The following is an 18,899-nucleotide window of genomic DNA, read 5'->3' as shown; positions in this document are numbered from 1 at the left end:
GCCGCGCCCGCGCGGACGCCATCCTGGTGGGCACCGGCACCGCCCTGGCCGACGACCCGTCGCTCACCGCGCGCGCCGCCGACGGCACCCTGCTGCCGCATCAGCCGCGGCCCGTGGTGGTGGGGCGCCGCCCGGTGCCGGCCGACGCCGCCGTGCACCGGCATCCGCTCACCCCGTGGTTCCTGGCCGGGCACGACGTCGCCGCGCTGCTGGCTGAGCTGCATGAGCGCGGCATCCGCCGGGTCTTCGTGGAGGGCGGCCCCACCCTGGCCAGCGCCTTCGTACGGGCCGGCCTGGTCGACGAGTACCTCGTCTACCTGGCGCCCACCCTGCTCGGCGGCGACAGGCTGGCCCTGGGCGACATCGGCGTCACCGGCATCGACGCCCAGCGCCGGCTGCGGATCGGAGAGCTGCAGCACCTCGGCGAGGACCTGCTGCTGGTCGCCCGGCCGGCCGACACCGATGCCACTACCGCCGAGACCAGCCCCACCGACGAGACCACCCGGGCCGCCGCGGCACACCCCGGCACACGCCCCGACACACGCCCCGACACACAGACGAGCTGAAGGACCACTATGTTCACCGGAATCATTGAGGAGCTCGGCACCGTCGAGCGCATCGAGCGAACGAAGGATGCCGCCCGCCTCACCATCCGCGGCCCGCTCGCGGTCGACGGCGCCGGACACGGCGACTCCATCTCGGTGAGCGGTGTCTGCCTCACCGTGGTGGAGCAGACCGATTCGACCTTCACCGCCGACGTGATGGCGCAGACCCTGTCGATGTCCACCCTCGCCGGCGTCACCGCGGGCACCCCGGTGAACCTCGAACGCGCCGCTCTGGTGGGCGGCCGGCTCGGCGGCCACATCGTGCAGGGCCACATCGACGGCACCGGCACGGTGCTGGCCGTCGTGCCCGGCGATGCCTGGCGGGTCGTGCGGTTCAGCCTCGATCCGGCGTTGGCGCCGCTGGTGGTGGACAAGGGCTCCATCGCCATCGACGGGGTCTCCCTCACGGTGAGCAGCATCTCCGAGGCCGCCCAGCCCGACCAGTGGTTCGAGGTGTCGCTGATCCCCGAGACCCTCGCCGCCACCACCCTGGGCGGCCTGACGGTGGGCGACAGGGTCAATCTGGAGACCGACATCCTCGCCCGGCACGTGCAACGGATGCTTGCCCTCGCGGCGAGCGCCGCAGCCCCCTCGACCGAAACATCCGCACCATCCGCAGTTCTAAGGAGCACCCCATGAGCCTCGCCGATATCCCCACCGCACTGGCGGCACTCCGGCTCGGCAAGCCCGTCATCGTCGCCGACGACGAGGGCCGCGAGAACGAGGGCGACGTGATCATCTCCGCCCAACTCGCCACCCAGGAGTGGATCGCCTGGACCGTGCGGCACTCGAGCGGCTTCATCTGCGCGCCGATGACCAACGACATCGCCGACACCCTCGACCTGCCCGTCATGGTGCTCAACAACGAGGACCCGCGCGGCACCAACTACACCGTCACCGTCGACGCTGCCGACCGGTTGAGCACCGGCATCAGCGCGGCCGACCGGGCGCACACCCTGCGGGTGCTCGCCGAACCCAGCTCGACGCCGGCCAGCCTGAACCGGCCCGGCCACATCCTGCCGTTGCGGGCCATGGACGGCGGAGTGCGGGAACGCGACGGCCACACCGAGGCCGCGGTCGACCTGATGAAGCTGGCCGGTCTCACCCCCGTCGCCGGGATCGCCGAGATCGTCGCAGACGACGGCGAGATGATGCGCCTGCCCGGGCTACTCCTCCTCGGGGAGCGGGAGGGCGTGCCGGTGATCACCATCGCCGACCTCATCGCGCACCTGCAGGAGTTCCACTGCGACGACGACCTCGCCTCGGTCAGCCCGATCCGCGAATCGCCGCGGGTGGACTTCGAGGTGGAGACCACGGTGCCCACCGAACACGGCTCATTCCAGATTCGCGCGTACCGCGACCGGATGACCGGGGCCGACCATGTCGCCATCGTCTCCGGCAGCCCGCGGGACGGCGCCCTCGTGCGGGTGCACTCCGAATGCCTCACCGGCGAGGCCTTCGGCTCGCTCAAATGCGAGTGCGGGCCGCAGCTGCAGGCCGCGCTGGACACCATCGAACGCGAGGGCGGTGTGGTGGTGTACCTCCGCGGCCAGGAGGGTCGCGGCATCGGCCTGATCAACAAGCTCCGCGCATACAAGCTGCAGGAGGACGGCCTGGACACCCTCGACGCGAACCTCGCGCTGGGCCTGCCGGCCGATTCCCGCGACTACGGCGCGGCCACCGCCATCCTCGACGAACTGGGCCTGGGCTCGGTGCGGCTGCTCACCAACAACCCGGAGAAGGTGCGCCAGCTGCAGGCCTACGGCGTCACGGTCACCGAACGGGTGCCGCTGGTCGTGGGCGTGGGCAGCCACAACGAGGATTACCTCGCCGCCAAGCGTGACCGGATGGGCCACGAAATCTCAGCACACCAGATCGTGAAAGGACTCGCACTATGAGTGGAGCAGGATCCCCCGCCATCGACGTCGACGGCACCGGGCTGGAGGTGGTGATCGTCGCCGGCCGCTGGCACGACGTGATCACCGACGGTCTCATCGCCGGGGCCACCCGGGTGCTCGAGGCATCCGGGGCGACGTTCTCGCTCGTGCGGGTACCCGGCAGTTTCGAGCTGCCCGTGGCGAGCAAGGTGGCGCTGGAGAACGGCGCCGACGCTGTGGTGGCACTGGGGGTCATCATCCGCGGCGGCACCCCGCACTTCGAATACGTGTCGGCGGCGGCAACGGACGGCCTCACCCGTGTGGCGCTGGACACCGGCAAGCCGGTGGGCTTCGGCGTGCTCACCCTCGACGACGAGCAGCAGGGCCTGGACCGGGCCGGACTGCCCGGCTCGAAGGAGGACAAGGGCGAGGAAGCCGCCACCGCGGCGCTGGCCACGGCCCTGGTGCTCAAGGCCCTCCGCGAGCGTTAGGCCCTAGCGGGATTCGAGGAGCGCGGTGACCCGTTCGAGCAGGTCGTTGGCGCGGAACGGCTTGATCAGGTAGCCATCCGCGCCCGTCGCCAGGGCCAGCGCGATGTCGCTGTCCTGCGACTTGGCGGTGAGCAACAGGATGCGCGGCTGGGTCAGCGCGGTGTCGGCCCGCACCTGCGCGCACACCTCGATGCCCGTGAGCTTGGGCATCATCCAGTCCAGAACGATCAGGTCGGGCGAGCCGGCGCGGGCTGCCGCGAGGCCCTCCTCACCGTCGCCCGCCTCGGACACCTCGTGCCCGGCCCGGCGCAGTTTGTGGCCGATCAGGGCCCTGACGTCTTCGTCGTCCTCGACGATCAAAATGCGTGACATACGGCGTGTCCCCTGGTTCGGCGGTCTATCTTCAGCGCGTGTCACCCGCACTGGGCACACGACACACTATGTTGACAATATCCAATCGCGCCGCGGTCGGCTTCACGGGGAAGGCACCACGCGAGTGAACAATCTTGTCGTGTCGCTGTGGGCCGCGCCGCGCCGCTGGCGTTACGCGGCCATCCTCATGCTTCTGTTGGTGGCCTACGGCCTCGGCCGGGCCTCCCTCGCGGCGCCGCCCTCGCCGACCGGTGTCGCCCAGTGGTGGCCCGCCGCGGCCGCCGCCGTGCTCGCGATGTGTGTGGCCAGGGGCCGGGAACGCGCCGTGGTGGCGATACTGGTGGCCGTGGTCACCGTGGCCGCGAACCTCGGCGGCGGCCGTCCCCTGCCGGTGGCCCTCGGCTTCGGTCTCGCCAACGCCCTCGAGGCCTGGGTGTTCAGCGCCATCGTCGCTCGCCGGGACGAACCGGCCCGCCTGGACACCGTGCGGGACGTGCTGCGGTTCACCATCGCCGTTCTGTGTGGCGCCGTCGCCATCGGGCTCGTCGCCGCGAGCACGGTGACGCTGTTCGAGGGCGCCTCGTTCGGCCCGGTGCTGCTTACCGCCATCCCGTCGCACGCCTTCGCCGTTTTTGTGCTCGTCCCTCTTGCCCTGGTGCGCCGTAGCCAGGCGCGGGCGGAGCGTCGCCTGGAGCTGCTCATCCAGGTGGGCGCCATGATGCTGGTGCTCGGAGTGGTGTACGGGCCGGGCCGGTCACTGCCGATCTCCTTCCTCATCCTGCCGCTGCTCACCTGGGCGGCCTTCAGGTTCGGGATCCGGATCGTGGCCTGGGAAGTCTGCGGCACGGCATTGGTCGCGTCGGGGCTCACCTCGCTCGGGATCGGCTACTTCAGCGCCGCGCAGAGCGGCGCCACCGGCACGAGCGGACCGTACGTGCAAATCTTCCTGGTCACCTTCGCGAGTTCGATGCTGTTGCTGGCCGCCGAGCTGGCCCAGCGCGACGACGTCCTCAGCCGGGAACGGGAGGTGGTGCAGGCCCTGCGCGAGCTCAACCGGCAGAAGGATGACTTCGTCTCGTCGGTCAGCCACGAGCTGCGCACCCCGATCACGAGCATCCTGGGCTTTGCCGAGGAGCTCGAGGACACCACTCTCGACGCCGATCAGGCCCGGTTCACCCGGGTGATCGTGCGCAACTCGCACCGGTTGGCGCAGCTGGTAGAGGACCTGTTGGACCTCTCCAAAATGAGCACCCACACCGACACCGGGCAGGACGAGGCCGTTGACCTGGCGGCGCTGGTGGCCGAATGTGTCGAGGAGCAGGCCCCGCAGGCGCACGCCGCCGGGGTGAGCCTGACCGCCGAGTTCGGCGCCGGACCGTTCGATGTGCGCAGTTCGGCGTCCGACCTGCGTCGGGTGCTCACGAACCTGGTCTCGAACGCCGTCAAGTTCACTCCCCCGCACGGGCAGGTCTGGGTCGGCTGCACGACCGACACCGACGGCATGTTGCTCACCGTCAGCGACAACGGAGTGGGCATCCCGCCGCAGGACATCGAGCGGGTCTTCGACAGGTTCTTCAGATCGGCGAGCGCCGAGTTGCTGGCGGGCACCGGGCTCGGGCTCCCCCTCACCAAGGGACTCGTCGACAGGCTCGGCGGCACCATCGACCTGCAGTCGGACGGCCACACCGGCACCCACGTCACCGTGGCCCTCCCCCGCGTCTCGCCGCTCCGGTCGGGCACCACGACCGAAACGGATTCGCCCAGCACGACCACCCGAATGTAGGGTGAACCAGGCCGCCACAAGCGGCCGCCGTCTTTCTGAGCGTCACCCCGTCCGCCCCAGACGACTGACCGCCGTCTCGCGCCCAGACTCAGCCACGCCATTTCCTTCATTCGGAGCGCCCACACTCATGTCAGCATCCACCGCGGCGGCCACGTCCGTCGCCCCCGCGCCCACGAATCCTCGCAGCCGCGTCATCCTGGCCAGCCTCATCGGCACCACCATCGAGTTCTACGACTTCTACGTCTACGCCACCGCCGCGGTGCTGGTCTTCCCGCACCTGTTCTTCCCGTCCGGCAACGAGACCGCCGCCCTGCTCGCCTCCTTCGCGGTGTTCGGCGCCGCCATGGTGGCCCGGCCGCTCGGCGCCCTGTTCTTCGGCCACTTCGGCGACAAGAAGGGCCGCAAGGCCACCCTGGTCGGAGCGCTGCTCACGATGGGGATCGCCACGTTCCTGATCGGGCTGCTGCCCACCTACGCCATGGTCGGCTGGCTCGCCCCGGCGATGCTGGTGATCCTGCGCCTCGCCCAGGGCTTCGCCCTCGGCGGCGAGTGGAGCGGCGCGGCCCTGGTGGCCACCGAGAACGCCCCCAAGGGCAAGCGCGCCTGGTACGGCACCTTCCCGCAGGTCGGTGCCCCGCTCGGCTTCATCATCGCGAACGGCCTGTTCCTGCTCATCGCGCTGCTGCTGCCCTCCGACGACCCGACCCGGCCGTCGGATGCGTTCCTCGAGTGGGCATGGCGGGTGCCGTTCCTGTTCAGCGCCGTCATGGTGATCGTGGGCCTCTGGGTGCGCCTGCGCCTGGTGGAGAGCGACGCTTTCACCAAGATCGTCACCACCAAGAAGGTCGCCAAGCTGCCGCTCGCCGCGGTGTTCAAGTCCAACTGGCGTGAACTCATCCTGGGCACCTTCATCATGCTGGCCACCTACGTGCTGTTCTACCTGATGACCACGTTCAGCCTCAGCTACGGCCGTGCCGCCACGGATGCGCCGGTGGCGGGCCTCGGCTACAGCTACACCACGTTCGTGCTGATGATGATCGGCGGCGTCGTGTTCTTCGGCATCTTCACCCTCGCCTCCGGGCCGTGGGCGGACAGGTTCGGCCGCCGCCGCACGCTGCTCTGGGTGACCGCGGGAATCGTCGTGTTCGGGTTCCTGTTCGTACCGCTGCTGGGCGCCGGGTTCCTCGGCGTGATGATCTTCCTGATCCTCGGCTTCACCCTGATGGGCATGACGTTCGGCCCGATGGGCGCGCTGCTGCCCGAGCTGTTCCCCACCCACGTGCGCTACACGGGCTCCGCGTTCGCGTACAACATGAGCTCGATCCTCGGTGCGGCCGTGGCCCCGTTCATCGCCGTGTGGCTGTGGACCCTCGGCGAGGGCAGCCCGTTCTGGGTGGGCATCTACCTCTCGGTGATGGGCCTGATCACCCTGGTGGCGCTCTACCTCAGCCGCGAGACCCGCGACCTCGACCTCGAGCGCTGACCCGCGCGGCTCGGCCCACGCTCGCACTAGAGCTCGCGAAAGCGGTCGTGTGGCTGTCTCAGTTCGCTGAGGTGGCCACACGGCCGCTTTCGCGCAATCGGATGTCAATTTGAGTTGACACGAATGGGATCTGTCAATTACGGTTGACACATGTTGGATGACACGGGACGAACACTGGTGGGCGACGCCGGCTCAGGCGACCCGATCGAGACACTGCGGGCAATCAAGCGGATGCGCGGCGAACTCGACCGCGCCGAGGCCCTGGCCGTGCGGCGGGCACGCAACGCCAATGCACCCTGGCAGCTGATCGCCCTGGCCCTGGAGGTCTCCCGGCAGGCCGTGCACAAGAAGTACGGCCGTGGCTAGCCTGCACCCGGCGAGGCCCGCATCCGCGCGGGCGCCGGTTAAGCTCGACTGGTGAGTACGACACCCCCCGGCACCAGCACCCCCGCGTCCGACACCCCCGCACCCAGAACACGTTCCCGGATGGGCCGCCGCGGCGCCCCGACCGAAGGGCCGCGGGCATCCTTCAGCCAGTTGCTGCCCTACCTGTCCGAACACCGGGCCGTGCTCAGTGTTGTCGTAGTGCTCAGCGTGCTCGGCGCCGCCGCGAGCCTGGCCCAGCCGCTGCTGGTGAGCCAGGTGATCACCCTCGTCGAGGCCGGCGACCCGCTGGACAACATTGTCACGGGGCTCGTCGCGCTCGTCGTGGTCTCCGCGCTGATCAGCGGCTACCAGCACTACCTGCTGCAGCGCACCGGCGAGGGCGTGGTGCTCTCCAGCCGCCGCCGCCTGATCGGGCGAATGCTGAACCTGCCGATCAGCCAGTTCGACGCCCGCCGCACCGGCGACCTGGTCTCCAGGGTCAGCTCGGACACCACCCTGCTCCGCGCCGTGCTCACCCAGGGCGCCGTGGAGGCCATCGGCGGCTCGCTCACGTTCATCGGCGCCATCATCGCGATGCTCATCATCGACCCGGTGCTGCTGGGCCTGACGGTGCTCGTGATCGCCGTGTCAGTGGTTACCGTGGTGCTGTTGTCCCGGCGCATCCGCACCGCCAGCCTGGCCGCCCAGACCAAGGTCGGCGACCTGGCCGCCAGCGTTGAGCGGGCCATCAGCGCCGTACGCACCGTGCGCGCCGCCAACGCCACCGCCCGCGAGATCGCGGTGGTCGAAAAGGACGCCGAGGGTGCCTGGCAGATGGGCATCAAGGTCGCCAAGGTCTCGGCCCTGGTCGTGCCGATCGCCGGCATCGCGCTGCAGGTGTCGCTGCTCGTGGTGCTCGGCGTCGGGGGCTTCCGGGTGGCGGACGGCAGCATCACCATCGCCGACCTGGTGTCGTTCATCCTGTTCCTGTTCATGATGATCATGCCGCTGGGCCAGTTCTTCGGCGCGATCACCTCGGTCAACTCGGCGCTCGGCGCCCTCGGCCGCATCCAGGAGATCATCGACCTGCCCAGCGAAGACCAGTTCGACCGCGACATCGCGCCGCTGGCCATCGTGGTGGGCGCCGCGAACGCCAAGGTCAACCCGGAGGCGCCGGCGATCTCGTTCGAGGACGTGCGCTTCCACTACGCCCCCACCGTGCTCGCCACGACGGATGCCGCCACCGGCGAGCAGCTGGCTGCCGTGCGCCCCGGCCCGGTCGCCCAGGCGGTCCTCGCCGCCGAGGACGGCAGCACCCCCGACGCCTCCACCGAGTTCGCCGGTACCGATACGATGGCCCCTGCTGTCGGCCCTGCCACCCCGGCACCGGTGCTGCGCGGCGTCTCGTTCAGCGCCCCCCGCGGTCTGCGCACCGCCCTGGTGGGCCCGTCCGGTGCCGGCAAGAGCACCATCCTCGCGCTGATCGAGCGGTTCTACGACGCCGACTCCGGCGTGGTGCGGCTCGGCGGCCTCGACATCCGCAGCCTGGACCGCACCGACCTGCGCGGTCAGATCGGATACGTGGAGCAGGACGCCCCCGTGCTGGCCGGCTCGCTGCGCGACAACCTCACCCTCGCCACGCCGGACGCCACCGACGAGCAGTGCGTGGCCGTGCTGCACGCCGTGAACCTCGGCGAGGTGCTCGACCGCGACCCGGCCGGCCTCGGTGCCGCGGTCGGCGAAGACGGCGTCAAACTCTCCGGCGGCGAACGCCAGCGCCTCGCCATCGCCCGGGCGCTGCTCGCCGCCCCGCCGATCCTGCTGCTGGACGAGTCCACCTCGAGCCTGGACGGCATGAACGAACAGCTGATGCGCGAGGCCATCGACGCCGTGGCGGTGGACCGCACCCTGATCGTGATCGCGCACCGGCTCTCCACCGTGGTCGACTCTGACCAGATCGTGGTCCTGGACCACGGCGAGGTCGTCGGCACCGGCACCCACTCCGAGCTGGTGCTCTCCACCCCGCTGTACCGCGACCTGGCCAAGCACCAGCTGCTGGTCTAACAGCACTCGCGAGGTCTTCCGCGAGGTCCGCTCTCCCCGCGAGAGCGGGCACGTGGCTGCCTCCGCACCCGCGACACGACCACGTGGCCGCTTTCGCGAGTTACTGGCGGCGGATGAAGCGCAGCGTGACGATCTCGAACGGGCGCAGGGTGAGGGTGAGGGCGTGCGACTCCACCGGGAGCGGCGCCCCGGCGGCGAGCTCGACGCGGGGCTCGGCCAGCGGGCGCTCGAGCAGGTCGGTCTCCACCACATCCGTCGCCTCGAAATGCCGGATGAGCCGCGCCGTCGACCGATTGCCGTGCGCCTCGTACAGCCGCACGATCACATCCCCGCTCCGGTCTTCGGCGAGCTTGACCGCCTCGATCACCACAGCCGGGTTGTCGACCCGGAGCAGGGGCTCGACGACAGCGTCGGCCACCCCGGTCACGGTGCGCAGCGGCAGGTTCAGCCGGTACCCCTCGGCCACGGCTTCGGGGATGCCGGAGCCCACCCGCAGGGAGACCCGCAGCTCATGCCGGCCCTGATCGGCGGCGGGGTCGGGGAACACCGCCGCGCGCAGCAGCGACAGCCGCACCGTGGTCGCGGACCGGCCGGCGCCGTCCGGAGACCGGCTGATGTCATGTCCGTAGGTGGAGTCGTTGCCCACGGCCACCCCGTAGCCGGGCTCGCCCACGTGCACCCACCGATGCGCCACCGTCTCGAACCGGGCGGCATCCCAGGAGGTGTTGGTGTGCGTGGCCCGGAAGACGTGGCCGAACTGGATCTCCGAGGCGGCCCGGTCGGCGTTCACGTCGAGCGGGAAGGCCAGCTTGAGCAGCTTCTGCCGTTCGTGCCAGTCCAGGTCGAAGTGCAGGTCCACCGCCGGCGACCCCGCCGACAGGGTGATGTCCTCGACCACGCGGGAGGTCCCGAAGGCACGGGTCACCCGCACGCGGGCCCGGTCGGGCGTGTCCAGGATCACCTCGACGGACTCCGCCGTGGTCAGGTCCACGGTGTTGCGTTTGTAGTGTTCGTCGATGTCCCAGGCGTCCCACTGGGTGGGGGTGTCCCGGTGCAGCTGCAGCAGGTTGCCCCGGGAACCCGCCGGCACCAGCTCGCGGTGCGCGATCACGTCCCACACCGAGCTGAAGAGCCCATCGGCGTCGATGGTGACGGCCACGAGTCCGTTGTCGAGCACGAGGCCGGCCGCCGTGCGGGTCAGGGTGACGTCAGCCGCCGGCGCCGCCGGATCGGGGTGGGCGGCATCCGCGCCGGCCAGGCCCGCCACGCCGTCAAGGGCGTACGGGCCCGCGTTCAGCAGCACGGTGCTGTCGCCGGTGGAGCACAGCTGCCGCACAGTGGTCTCGATCAGGTCGGTCAGGGTGTCGGCGACGGCGGCGTAGTTGCGTTCGGCTTCCTGGTGCACCCAGGCGATGGAGGAGCCGGGCAAGATGTCGTGGAACTGTTGCAGCAGCACGGTGTGCCAGGTCTGCTCGAGCAGGTCGTAGGGGTACGCGACCCCCGAGCGCACGGATGCCGTGGCCGCCCACAGTTCGGCCTCGCGCAGCAGGTGCTCGCTGCGGCGGTTGCCGCGTTTGGTGCGCGCCTGGGACGTGTAGGTGCCCCGGTGGAACTCGAGGTACAACTCGCCGAGCCAGACCGGCGGCTCGGGGTACTCGGCCTCGGCCGCCTCGAAAAAGCGTCGCGGGCTGGACAGCTCCACCGTCGGCGAGCCTTCCAGCGACTCGGTTCGGCGGGCGGCGGCGATCATCTCCGTGGTCGGTCCGCCGCCGCCGTCCCCCCATCCGAATGGCACGAGCGACGTGTTGGCCGACCCCTTCTCGGCATATTGGTGCTCCGCTCGCGCCAGCTCCTCCCCCGACAACTCCGCGTTATACGTGTCGACGGGAGGGAAGTGGGTGAAAATCCGGGTGCCATCGATGCCTTCCCAGCGGAAGGTGTGGTGCGGCATCAGGTTGGTCTCGTTCCAGGAGGTCTTCTGGGTCAGGAACCACCGGGACCCGGCCGCCGCCACGATCTGCGGCAACGCCGCCGAGTAGCCGAACGAGTCGGGCAGCCACACCTCCAGCGGCTCGACGCCGAATTCCTCCATGAAAAAACGCTTCCCGGCGACGAATTGGCGAGCCAGCGCCTCACCACCGGGCATGTTGGTGTCCGACTCCACCCACATCCCACCCACCGGCACAAACGTGCCGGCCGCGACCTGCGCCTTGACCCTGGCGAACAGCTCCGGGTAGTGCTCCTTGAGCCAGGCATACTGCTGGGCGGATGACGCGGCGAAGGTGAAGTCCGGGTTCGCCTCGATCAGGGCCAGCACATTGGAGAAGGTGCGTGCCACCTTGCGCACGGTCTCCCGCACCGGCCAGAGCCAGGCGCTGTCGATGTGGGCGTGGCCCACGGCGTGCAGATGGTGGGCGCTCGCGTTCGCCGGTCGGGCGAGCACTTCGGCGAGCGCGGCGCGTCCACGGGACGCCGTGCCCGCGACGTCGTCAGGGTCCACGACGTCGATGCTGCGTTCCAGCGCCCGTAGAATCTCCGCCCGCCGGGCGAGACCCGTGGGAAGCTCACGCATGAGACCGGTCAGGGTCCAGAAATCCTGCAGGAGCTCCCACACGGTCTGGTCCTTGAGCACCACGTCCACCTGCCGGAGCCGGTAGATCGGGTTGGCTCCGGCCGTGGCGGGGTCGCCTTTATCGGTGGCGACGAAGGTGAAGCCGGAGGTGACATCCGGGTTGGCGGCCGCCTCGATGTAGAGGTCGATGCGCCCACCGGGTCCCACCGTCAGAGGGACGGAGCGGTTGCGGGGCTCGACCGCCTTGAGGATGACACCGTCCGGGGACCAGACCAGGCCTTCGGCCTGGAACCCCGGCGTCGCCTTGCTGAAGCCGAGATCGACCAGGAGTTCGACCCGTAGGGAGTCGTCGACCGGCCACTGGGCCGGAACACTGCCGGTGACGTGCAACCAGGTCGTTCCCCACGGCCGCCCCCAGGTTTGGCCGGTACCGAACGGGCTGTAGTCCTGGCGGATGGCGTCCATGAAGGGTACGGGCTCACCCGGAGCATCCCAGGATTCGATGGTGAGGGGCACCGCGGCCCGGTTGAGGGCTGGACGGAGCCGTTCCCGGACGAACCGGCTGATCCGCAACTCCACGAGCGTGCTGTCATCATGCATGACTGGTACCGTTCCTAACCCTTGATCGCGCCTGACATGGTGAATGACCCGCCCATGCCGCGGGAAACGAGGACGTAGAGCAGAATCACCGGGACTGAATACAGCACGGAGAACGCGGCGAGCTGACCGTACGCGATGGCACCGTACTGGCCGAAGAAGCTGTAGATGCTCACGGCGGCCGGCTGCTTGCTCGGCGAGAGCAGCAACACGAACGGCACGAAGAAATTGCCCCAGGCCTGGATGAACACGAAGATGAACACCACGCTCAGTCCGGGGCGCATGAGGGGCACAACGATGCGCCGGAGGGCGTTCATCGCGGACGCCCCGTCGACCCAGGCGGCTTCCTCCAGGCTGACCGGAACCGAGTCCATGAAGTTCTTGGTCATCCAAATGGCCATCGGCAGCGAGGTCGCCGCCATGAAGAAGATCGTGGCAGGAATCGAGTCCAGCAGATTCAGGCGAACGAACAGGCTGTACACCGGAACCATGATTGCGGTGATGGGCAGGCAGGTGCCGAACAGGACCCCGTACATGAACGGCTTGTTGAAGCGCATGGTGTACCTGGAGAGCGGGTAGGCAGCCAGCACCGACGCCAGCACAGTGACGACGGCGGCGCCGCCGGAGAGCAGCAGGCTGTTCCAGAGCGGCAGGAACGTCAGCTCGGGGTTGAACACCGCGGCAAAGTTGTCCAGGGACAGTTGCTCGGGAATCTGGGTCTGGTAGGTGGCCTTCACGTCGAGGGAGGCCAGGACCAGCCAGGCCAGCGGCAGCAGGAAGCACAGCGCGATGACGATGAGAACGGCATTGGCCAGGATCGCGGCGGTGGCCTTGCGCGGCGAGGCCACCGAGGTGGCGAGGGTGCTGACGGTCATCGGCTCAGACCTTTTCTGGGCGGAGCGCCCGAATGTAGACAAGCGAGAAAGCGGCACCGATGAGCAGCATGACCGTCGCGATGGCGGTGCCGTAGCCGATGTCACCGAACTTGAATGCCTCCTGGAAGGCCATGATCGGCAGGGTGGTGCTTTCGTTTCCGGGTCCGCCCGCGGTCATCACCCAGATCAGGGTGAACACCGACAGCGTCTGTAGGGTGATCAGCATCAGGTTGGTGGCGATGCTGTTCTTGATCATCGGGATGGTGATCCAGGTGAGGCGCTTGATGCCGTCGGCGCCGTCGATCATGGCGGCCTCCGTCACCTCTACCGGCACATCGTTCAACGCCGCCCGGTAGACCATCATCGAGAACGCGGTGCCCCGCCAGGCGTTGGCCAGGATGATCGAGAGCATGGGAAAGCTGTACAGCCAGTTCGGTCCGGTCATCCCCGCCGCGGCGAGCACCTGGTTCAGGGTGCCGTCCTCGCTGAAGTAGGCGTAGGCGACGAAGGCGGCGACGATCTCGGGCAGCACCCAGGCCGCGACGACGGCCGTGCCGACCACGGCGCTGACCACCTTGCTGGCCCGGTTCGTCAGCAGGGCGATGCCCAGCCCGAGGAAGTTCTGGCCGACGATGGCGGAGGCGACCACGAACACAAAGGTCAGCCACAGCGACAGCGGAAAAACCGGGTCTGTGAACAGGGTGAGGTAGTTGTCCAGGCCCACCCACTGCGGGTCCTGCGCGCTCGAGCCGGTGAGGGCCGCGTCGGTGAAGGAGCCGTAGAACGACCAGATGACCGGCCCGATCAAGAAAATCGCGAGGAGCACAACGGCCGGCGCCAGGGGCAGCACCCGGGTCAGGGTGCGGCCCCGGGGCCGCCGGCGCGGGCCGGAACCCGAGGGTCCCGACCCGGTCACGGTCTCACGAGGAGGGCGGGAAACGGTGTTGGCGGTCATGGACTACTTCGTGGTGACCTTGTCGGCGCCCACGATGCCCTCCACGGCGGTGTCGTACGCGGCGGCGGCCTCATCCACGCTCATCTGCCCGGTGATGACGGCCTCGGTGGCCGCCTGCACTTCAGCGGAGATCTTGGAGTAGTCGCTCGTCGCGGGGCGGTAGTGGGTCACATCCACCAGCTCGGTCACGTCGGCCACGAACGGGTTCGCGGCGAGGTAGGTCGGTTCGCTTGCGACATCCGTGCGCACGGCGATCTGGGAATTGTTGATCGCGTACCAGAGGGCGTTCTCCTGACTGACGGCCAGGGCGAGGAAATCGAACGCGAGATCGGCGTTCGCGGTCTTCGCCCCCACCGCGAGGGTCCAGCCACCCGACATGCTCACACCCCCGGGTTCCTCACCGTTCTGGGTGGGGAACGTCGCGACGGCCATGTCCTCGGTGTACGCCGGCCACTCGTACGAGCCACCGGTCTGCCAGAACGACGGGGTGTAGGAACCTTCGACGGTGCCGCCGAGCTTGCCCTGCGGGAACAACTCGCCGAAGACCTTCTTCCACACGTTCGGGTCCAGCGCCTCGGACGGATCAAGGGCGAGCTTCTCCGCGTAGAGCGTCTCTAGGAACTCGAGGGAGTCCTTGAACCCCTGGGATTCGACCACCCATTTCTGGTCGTCCTCGTTATAGAGGGTGTCTCCGGTGCCGTAGAGCAACTCGTAGAAGCTCTGCATCACGGTGCCCTCGCCGGTGCCCTTGCCGGCGTACATGTTGAACGGCACCACGTCGGGCTGGGTCTCCTGGATAGCGCGGGCGGCCGTCAGGATGTCGTCCCAGGTTTCCGGCTGCCACGGCAACTCGATGCCGGCGGCGGCGAAGACCGGCTTGCTGTACCAAATGCCCCGGGTGTCGGTGCCAAGCGGCACCGCATAGACGCTGCCGTCGTCACCCATCCCAGCGGCCTTCGCTCCCTCGTTGAATTGCGCCCACTCGTCCCAGTCGGCGAGCTGGTCGTCGATGTTGAGCAGGTAGCCCGCGTCGATGTCGGAGCGCAGCCGGAAGGTGTCCTCGTAGAACACGTCAGGTGCGGTCTCGGTGGACTTCTGCGAGAGCGCGAGCTTGGTGGAGTAGTCGTCGTCGTTGGCCTGGATCGGCTCGAGCTCGACGGTGACCCCGGGGTTGGCGGCTTCGAACTCAGGCTTTATTTTCGTGAACAGCTCGTCCAGAGCCGTAAAGGAATCGGTCTTCTGGTACACGATCTTCAGTGATTGGCTGTCGCCGTCGGCGTTGCCACCGGCAGCCGTGCAGCCCGCCAGCGCAACCATCGAGGTTGCCGCCAACACGGACAGGGCGAGTTTTGCGTTGCGATGCATGGTGCTCCTTTGCTCCAGCTCGTGCCCCCCAAACGCTGACCGGCCCAGATACCGGCAGGTGGCATACGGAAATACTAAATCGAATGGATAAATTCGCACAAGAGCCTGACGGCACTTTTACCGAGCTGTGACTAACCGAGGATCAATCGGGCTGCGCGCGGAGCGAGCGCGTGGTCTAGCACCAGGCACGCGGCGCCGACCGCGCCGACGTCCTCGCCGACGCCCGTGCCGGCCACCTCGATTCGGTGGATGCTCCTGGCGACCGTCAGCTCGTCCAACAGGCCGGGTAGCCGGCGCAGGTACACCCCGCTCAGCCGCGTCCAGTACGGACCGCCGAACACCACCCGGTCGACGTCGAGCAGGTTCGTGAGCACGGACACCGCCTTGGCAACCCGGCCGGCGGACTGCTCCAGGACGCCCAACGCCGCATCCGACCCGCCCTCGGCAAGCTCGCACAGGGCCGAGAACCGCCCATCGATCTCATGGGCATCCGCGTTCGGCTTCGAGGCGGTCAGCACGCCGAGCCGCACGGCGGCCCGCACCAGGCTCTGCGGGGTGCAGGTGACCGCGACACAGCCCCGAAGCCCACAGCCGCACGGCGGACCGTCCGGATCGACAACGATGTGGCCGATTTCTCCGGAATTGTGCGAGCTACCGCGAACGACCTCGTCCCGCAGCACCACACCCGCCCCGATGCCGGTGCCGAGGTAGAAGAACACGAAGCTGCCGACCCCGCTGGGCCCACCCGCCCACATCTCGGCCACGGCGGCGGCGGTTACGTCCTTGTCGACGATCACCTCGAAGCCGGTCGCCTGGGCGAGGGCATCGCGAAGCGGCACCAGGTGCCAGCCGAGCAGGTGCGGCGGATCGACGACAGTTCCCCGTTCGGGATCGATCGGCCCCGGCGTCGCGACGCCAAGCCCGGCGATCCTCGCCCGGTCCACTCCGGCCTCGCGGATCAGGCGCTCGATCTCCTCCGCGATGTGACGGACGACGTGTTCAGGGTCGCTGGCCGCGGGCGTGGCCTCGCGCGAGCGGTGCACGACAGCTCCGGTGAGGTCGAGGATGGCGAAGGTCATGACCGCGGGGTCGAGATGCACCCCTACGGCATACACGCCGCCGGGGTTCAGCTTCAGGATCGTGCGCGGCTTGCCGGGACCGCTGCTGGCCTTGCCGGCTTCTAGCACCATGTCCTGGTCCAGCAGCCGACGACAGATGTTTGAGACGGTCTGTGCGGACAGGCCGGTGGAGTGCCCGAGCTCCACCCGACTGAGGCCGTTGACCGAGCGGCGGATCGCGTCGAGCACGACGGCGGAGTTGAAGTCGCCCATCCGGGGCAGATTTGTGCCGCGCCGCGGCCGCAGATCGCCATCTGAAAACACGGATTCACCTCATCGCTTACCTCGGGATGACTGAATCCTATTCCGTCACGCGGGCCGCCGATGAGAGCACGGCCCCGGTGTTGCGCCAGCTGGGCGCCACGGCCGCAAATAAGGAAATAGTGACTTTAGAAGGACTCCCGCGGCCTATTCCGTCCTAAAAAGCTCACTATCTCCTTATTTGCGGATGCCGCTACGTGGCGAGGTGGTAGCGCAGACTGGCGAGCTCGGACTGCAGCGCGGCCGGCACCCGACCGCCGAATCGGCCGAAGAACTCCTCGGTGAGGTCGCACTCGGCCAGCCAGGAGGCCGGGTCGATGCGGAACAGCTGCTCGAGGGCATCCGGTGTCACGTCGAGGCCGTCGACGTTGATGGCGCCGGGCTCCGGCATCCGCCCGATCGGGGTATCGACGGCGTCGACGCTGCCCTCGACCCGGCGGATGATCCACTCGAGCACCCGGGAGTTCTCGCCGAAGCCGGGCCAGAGGAAGCTGCCGTCCTCGCCCTTGCGGAACCAGTTGACCTGGAAGATCGCGGGCGCCTTGACGCCCAGTCCGCGGCCGACCCGCAGCCAGTGCGCCCAGTAGTCGGCCATGTTGTAGCCGCAGAACGGCAGCATTGCGAAGGGGTCTCGGCGCAGCTCCCCCACGGTGCCTTCGGCGGCGGCGGTCTTCTCCGAGGAGATGGTGGCGCCCATGAACACGCCGTGCTTCCAGCTGCGGGCCTCCGCGACCAGCGGCACGTTGGTGGCGCGGCGGCCGCCGAACAGGATCGCGTCGATGGGCACTCCCCCACTGGATTCCCAGCTGTCGGCGATCGACGGGCACTGCGCCGCCGGCACGGTGAATCGGGAGTTGGGGTGCGCGGCCGGCCGGCCGCTGGCGGGCGTCCAGGAGTTGCCCTCCCAGTCGGTGAGGTGCGCGGGCGGTGTGTCGGTCAGGCCCTCCCACCACACGTCGCCGTCGTCACGGAGGGCGACGTTGGTGAAGATGGTGTTGCCCCACACCGTCTGCACGGCGGTGGGGTTGGTGGTCTCACCGGTGCCGGGGGCCACGCCGAAGAACCCGGCCTCGGGGTTGATCGCCCAGAGCCGGCCGTCGTCGCCGGGGCGCAGCCACGCGATGTCGTCGCCGATGGTCTCCACGGTCCAGCCCGGAACGGTGGGCTTGAGCATCGACAGGTTGGTCTTGCCGCAGGCCGAGGGGAACGCGGCGGCCACATGGTAGGTGCCGCCCTCGGGTGAGGTGACCTTGATCAGCAGCATGTGCTCGGCCAGCCAGCCCTCGTCACGGGCCATCACCGACGCGATCCGCAGCGCGAACGACTTCTTCGACAGCAGGGCGTTGCCGCCGTAGCCGGAGCCGAACGACCAGACCTCGCGGTCCTCGGGGAACTGCACGATGTACTTGGTGTCGTTGCTGGGCCAGGTGACGTCGGCCCGGCGGACGCCGGCACCGTCGACGAGCGGGAAGCCTACGCTGTGCACGGTGTGCACCCACGGGGTGCCCGCCTCGATCAGGCGCAGCACGGCGGCGCCCATCCGCGTCATGATGCCCATGTGCAGCACCACGTAGGGCGAGTCGGTGATCTCCACACCGAGTTGCGAGATGGGGCCGCCGAGCGGTCCCATCGAGAACGGCACGACGTACATCGTGCGGCCGCGCATGCTGCCCGCGAAGACGCCGTTCAGTTCGGCGCGCATCGCCTTCGGTTCCGCCCAGTTGTTGGTGGGGCCGGCGTCATCGGGGTCGGTGGAGCAGATGAAGGTGCGGTCCTCCACCCGGGCCACGTCGGTCGGGCTGGTGCGGGCGAGGAAGCTGTTCGGCCGCCACTCCGGGTTGAGCCGGATGAGCTTGCCCTCGTCGACGAGCTGTTTGGACAGACCGTCGGCCTCCTGCGCGGTGCCGGTGCACCAGACGATCGCGTCGGGCCGGGTGAGGCGGGCAATCTCGTCGACCCAGGCCCGCAGGGCGGGGTCGGTGGTGCCCGTGGGTACACCGGAGACGGTGGCGGCCGAGGTCTGGGTCGCGTGTGCGGTGTGGGCGCGGATGTCGCTGCGTACGGGGTGGGTGACGGTCATGGTCTGGCCTTCCTCAGGATGCGGACGGGGCGGGA

At 69.0% G+C, this 18,899-nt stretch carries 15 protein-coding genes; 8 read left to right on the top strand and 7 right to left on the bottom strand.

Going from position 1 to position 18,899, the window contains the following annotated elements:
• The 4 genes from C3B61_RS01775 to ribH form a co-directional block, all read left to right on the top strand.
• On the top strand, positions 1–566 hold a 566-nt coding region (locus tag C3B61_RS01775; RefSeq protein ID WP_133160207.1), incomplete at its 5' end, for a RibD family protein.
• A gap of 9 nt (positions 567–575) precedes the next feature.
• Positions 576–1,244 carry a riboflavin synthase gene (locus C3B61_RS01770; RefSeq protein ID WP_103459322.1) on the top strand — a complete coding sequence of 223 codons (669 nt, stop codon included), beginning with the start codon at positions 576–578 and terminating at the stop codon, positions 1,242–1,244.
• Complete coding sequence (ribA, locus tag C3B61_RS01765; protein WP_103459321.1) at positions 1,241–2,503, top strand: GTP cyclohydrolase II; 1,263 nt, start codon at positions 1,241–1,243, stop codon at positions 2,501–2,503. The genes C3B61_RS01770 and ribA overlap by 4 nt, the downstream gene beginning before the upstream one ends.
• Positions 2,500–2,973 (top strand): 6,7-dimethyl-8-ribityllumazine synthase, encoded by a 474-nt coding sequence (ribH, locus tag C3B61_RS01760; RefSeq protein ID WP_088455232.1) that lies wholly within the window; start codon positions 2,500–2,502, stop codon positions 2,971–2,973. Before ribA ends, ribH begins: the two co-directional genes overlap by 4 nt.
• Positions 2,974–2,976: 3 nt before the next feature.
• On the opposite strand, the gene C3B61_RS01755 is transcribed toward ribH, so the two are convergent.
• The gene (locus tag C3B61_RS01755) at positions 2,977–3,345 is read right to left on the bottom strand and encodes a response regulator transcription factor (protein ID WP_088455231.1); all 369 of its coding nucleotides are present in this window, start codon (positions 3,343–3,345) and stop codon (positions 2,977–2,979) included.
• Positions 3,346–3,469: 124 nt separating this feature from the next.
• Between C3B61_RS01755 and C3B61_RS01750 the strand changes: the two genes are divergently transcribed.
• The 4 genes from C3B61_RS01750 (at position 3,470) to C3B61_RS01735 (ending at position 9,041) form a co-directional block, all read left to right on the top strand.
• Complete coding sequence (locus tag C3B61_RS01750) at positions 3,470–5,128, top strand: sensor histidine kinase (protein WP_165791110.1); 1,659 nt, start codon at positions 3,470–3,472, stop codon at positions 5,126–5,128.
• 127 nt (positions 5,129–5,255) lie between these two features.
• Positions 5,256–6,611, top strand: a complete 1,356-nt coding sequence (locus tag C3B61_RS01745) for an MFS transporter (protein WP_088455229.1) — start codon at positions 5,256–5,258, stop codon at positions 6,609–6,611.
• A gap of 150 nt (positions 6,612–6,761) precedes the next feature.
• On the top strand, positions 6,762–6,977 hold the full coding sequence (locus C3B61_RS01740; RefSeq protein ID WP_088455228.1) for a hypothetical protein: 216 nt from the start codon (positions 6,762–6,764) through the stop codon (positions 6,975–6,977).
• 120 nt (positions 6,978–7,097) lie between these two features.
• Positions 7,098–9,041 carry an ABC transporter ATP-binding protein gene (locus tag C3B61_RS01735; RefSeq protein WP_103459319.1) on the top strand — a complete coding sequence of 648 codons (1,944 nt, stop codon included), beginning with the start codon at positions 7,098–7,100 and terminating at the stop codon, positions 9,039–9,041.
• 100 nt (positions 9,042–9,141) lie between these two features.
• Here C3B61_RS01735 and C3B61_RS01730 read toward each other — a convergent pair whose 3' ends face one another.
• From C3B61_RS01730 to C3B61_RS01705, 6 genes are all read right to left on the bottom strand, one after another.
• The gene (locus tag C3B61_RS01730; RefSeq protein ID WP_103459318.1) at positions 9,142–12,213 is read right to left on the bottom strand and encodes an alpha-mannosidase; all 3,072 of its coding nucleotides are present in this window, start codon (positions 12,211–12,213) and stop codon (positions 9,142–9,144) included.
• Between the two features lie 14 nt (positions 12,214–12,227).
• On the bottom strand, positions 12,228–13,085 hold the full coding sequence (locus C3B61_RS01725) for a carbohydrate ABC transporter permease (protein WP_103459317.1): 858 nt from the start codon (positions 13,083–13,085) through the stop codon (positions 12,228–12,230).
• 4 nt (positions 13,086–13,089) lie between these two features.
• Positions 13,090–14,040, bottom strand: a complete 951-nt coding sequence (locus tag C3B61_RS01720) for a carbohydrate ABC transporter permease (RefSeq protein WP_103459316.1) — start codon at positions 14,038–14,040, stop codon at positions 13,090–13,092.
• A 3-nt stretch (positions 14,041–14,043) separates the two neighbouring features.
• Entirely contained in the window at positions 14,044–15,405 is a 1,362-nt protein-coding gene (locus C3B61_RS01715) for an extracellular solute-binding protein (protein WP_103459315.1), read from the bottom strand.
• A gap of 131 nt (positions 15,406–15,536) precedes the next feature.
• Entirely contained in the window at positions 15,537–16,736 is a 1,200-nt protein-coding gene (locus C3B61_RS01710; protein WP_103459314.1) for an ROK family protein, read from the bottom strand.
• A gap of 241 nt (positions 16,737–16,977) precedes the next feature.
• Entirely contained in the window at positions 16,978–18,864 is a 1,887-nt protein-coding gene (locus C3B61_RS01705) for a phosphoenolpyruvate carboxykinase (GTP) (protein WP_103459313.1), read from the bottom strand.
• Positions 18,865–18,899: the final 35 nt, after the last annotated feature.

This window comes from Cryobacterium zongtaii, assembly GCF_002909375.1.
GTDB lineage: Bacteria > Actinomycetota > Actinomycetes > Actinomycetales > Microbacteriaceae > Cryobacterium > Cryobacterium zongtaii.
Note: the sequence above shows the minus strand (reverse complement) of the source record. Positions and strands in the feature narration are given on the sequence as shown.

Excerpts from the sequence above, each read along its gene's own strand:
- C3B61_RS01745 (WP_088455229.1), top strand. The coding sequence starts at position 5,256 with ATGTCAGCATCCACCGCGGCGGCCACGTCCGTCGCCCCCGCGCCCACG.
- C3B61_RS01755 (WP_088455231.1), bottom strand. The coding sequence starts at position 3,345 with ATGTCACGCATTTTGATCGTCGAGGACGACGAAGACGTCAGGGCCCTG.
- C3B61_RS01740 (WP_088455228.1), top strand. The coding sequence starts at position 6,762 with ATGTTGGATGACACGGGACGAACACTGGTGGGCGACGCCGGCTCAGGC.
- ribA (WP_103459321.1), top strand. The coding sequence starts at position 1,241 with ATGAGCCTCGCCGATATCCCCACCGCACTGGCGGCACTCCGGCTCGGC.
- C3B61_RS01730 (WP_103459318.1), bottom strand. The coding sequence starts at position 12,213 with ATGCATGATGACAGCACGCTCGTGGAGTTGCGGATCAGCCGGTTCGTC.
- C3B61_RS01705 (WP_103459313.1), bottom strand. The coding sequence starts at position 18,864 with ATGACCGTCACCCACCCCGTACGCAGCGACATCCGCGCCCACACCGCA.
- C3B61_RS01710 (WP_103459314.1), bottom strand. The coding sequence starts at position 16,736 with ATGGGCGACTTCAACTCCGCCGTCGTGCTCGACGCGATCCGCCGCTCG.
- C3B61_RS01725 (WP_103459317.1), bottom strand. The coding sequence starts at position 13,085 with ATGACCGTCAGCACCCTCGCCACCTCGGTGGCCTCGCCGCGCAAGGCC.
- C3B61_RS01720 (WP_103459316.1), bottom strand. The coding sequence starts at position 14,040 with ATGACCGCCAACACCGTTTCCCGCCCTCCTCGTGAGACCGTGACCGGG.
- C3B61_RS01715 (WP_103459315.1), bottom strand. The coding sequence starts at position 15,405 with ATGCATCGCAACGCAAAACTCGCCCTGTCCGTGTTGGCGGCAACCTCG.
- C3B61_RS01735 (WP_103459319.1), top strand. The coding sequence starts at position 7,098 with ATGGGCCGCCGCGGCGCCCCGACCGAAGGGCCGCGGGCATCCTTCAGC.
- C3B61_RS01770 (WP_103459322.1), top strand. The coding sequence starts at position 576 with ATGTTCACCGGAATCATTGAGGAGCTCGGCACCGTCGAGCGCATCGAG.
- ribH (WP_088455232.1), top strand. The coding sequence starts at position 2,500 with ATGAGTGGAGCAGGATCCCCCGCCATCGACGTCGACGGCACCGGGCTG.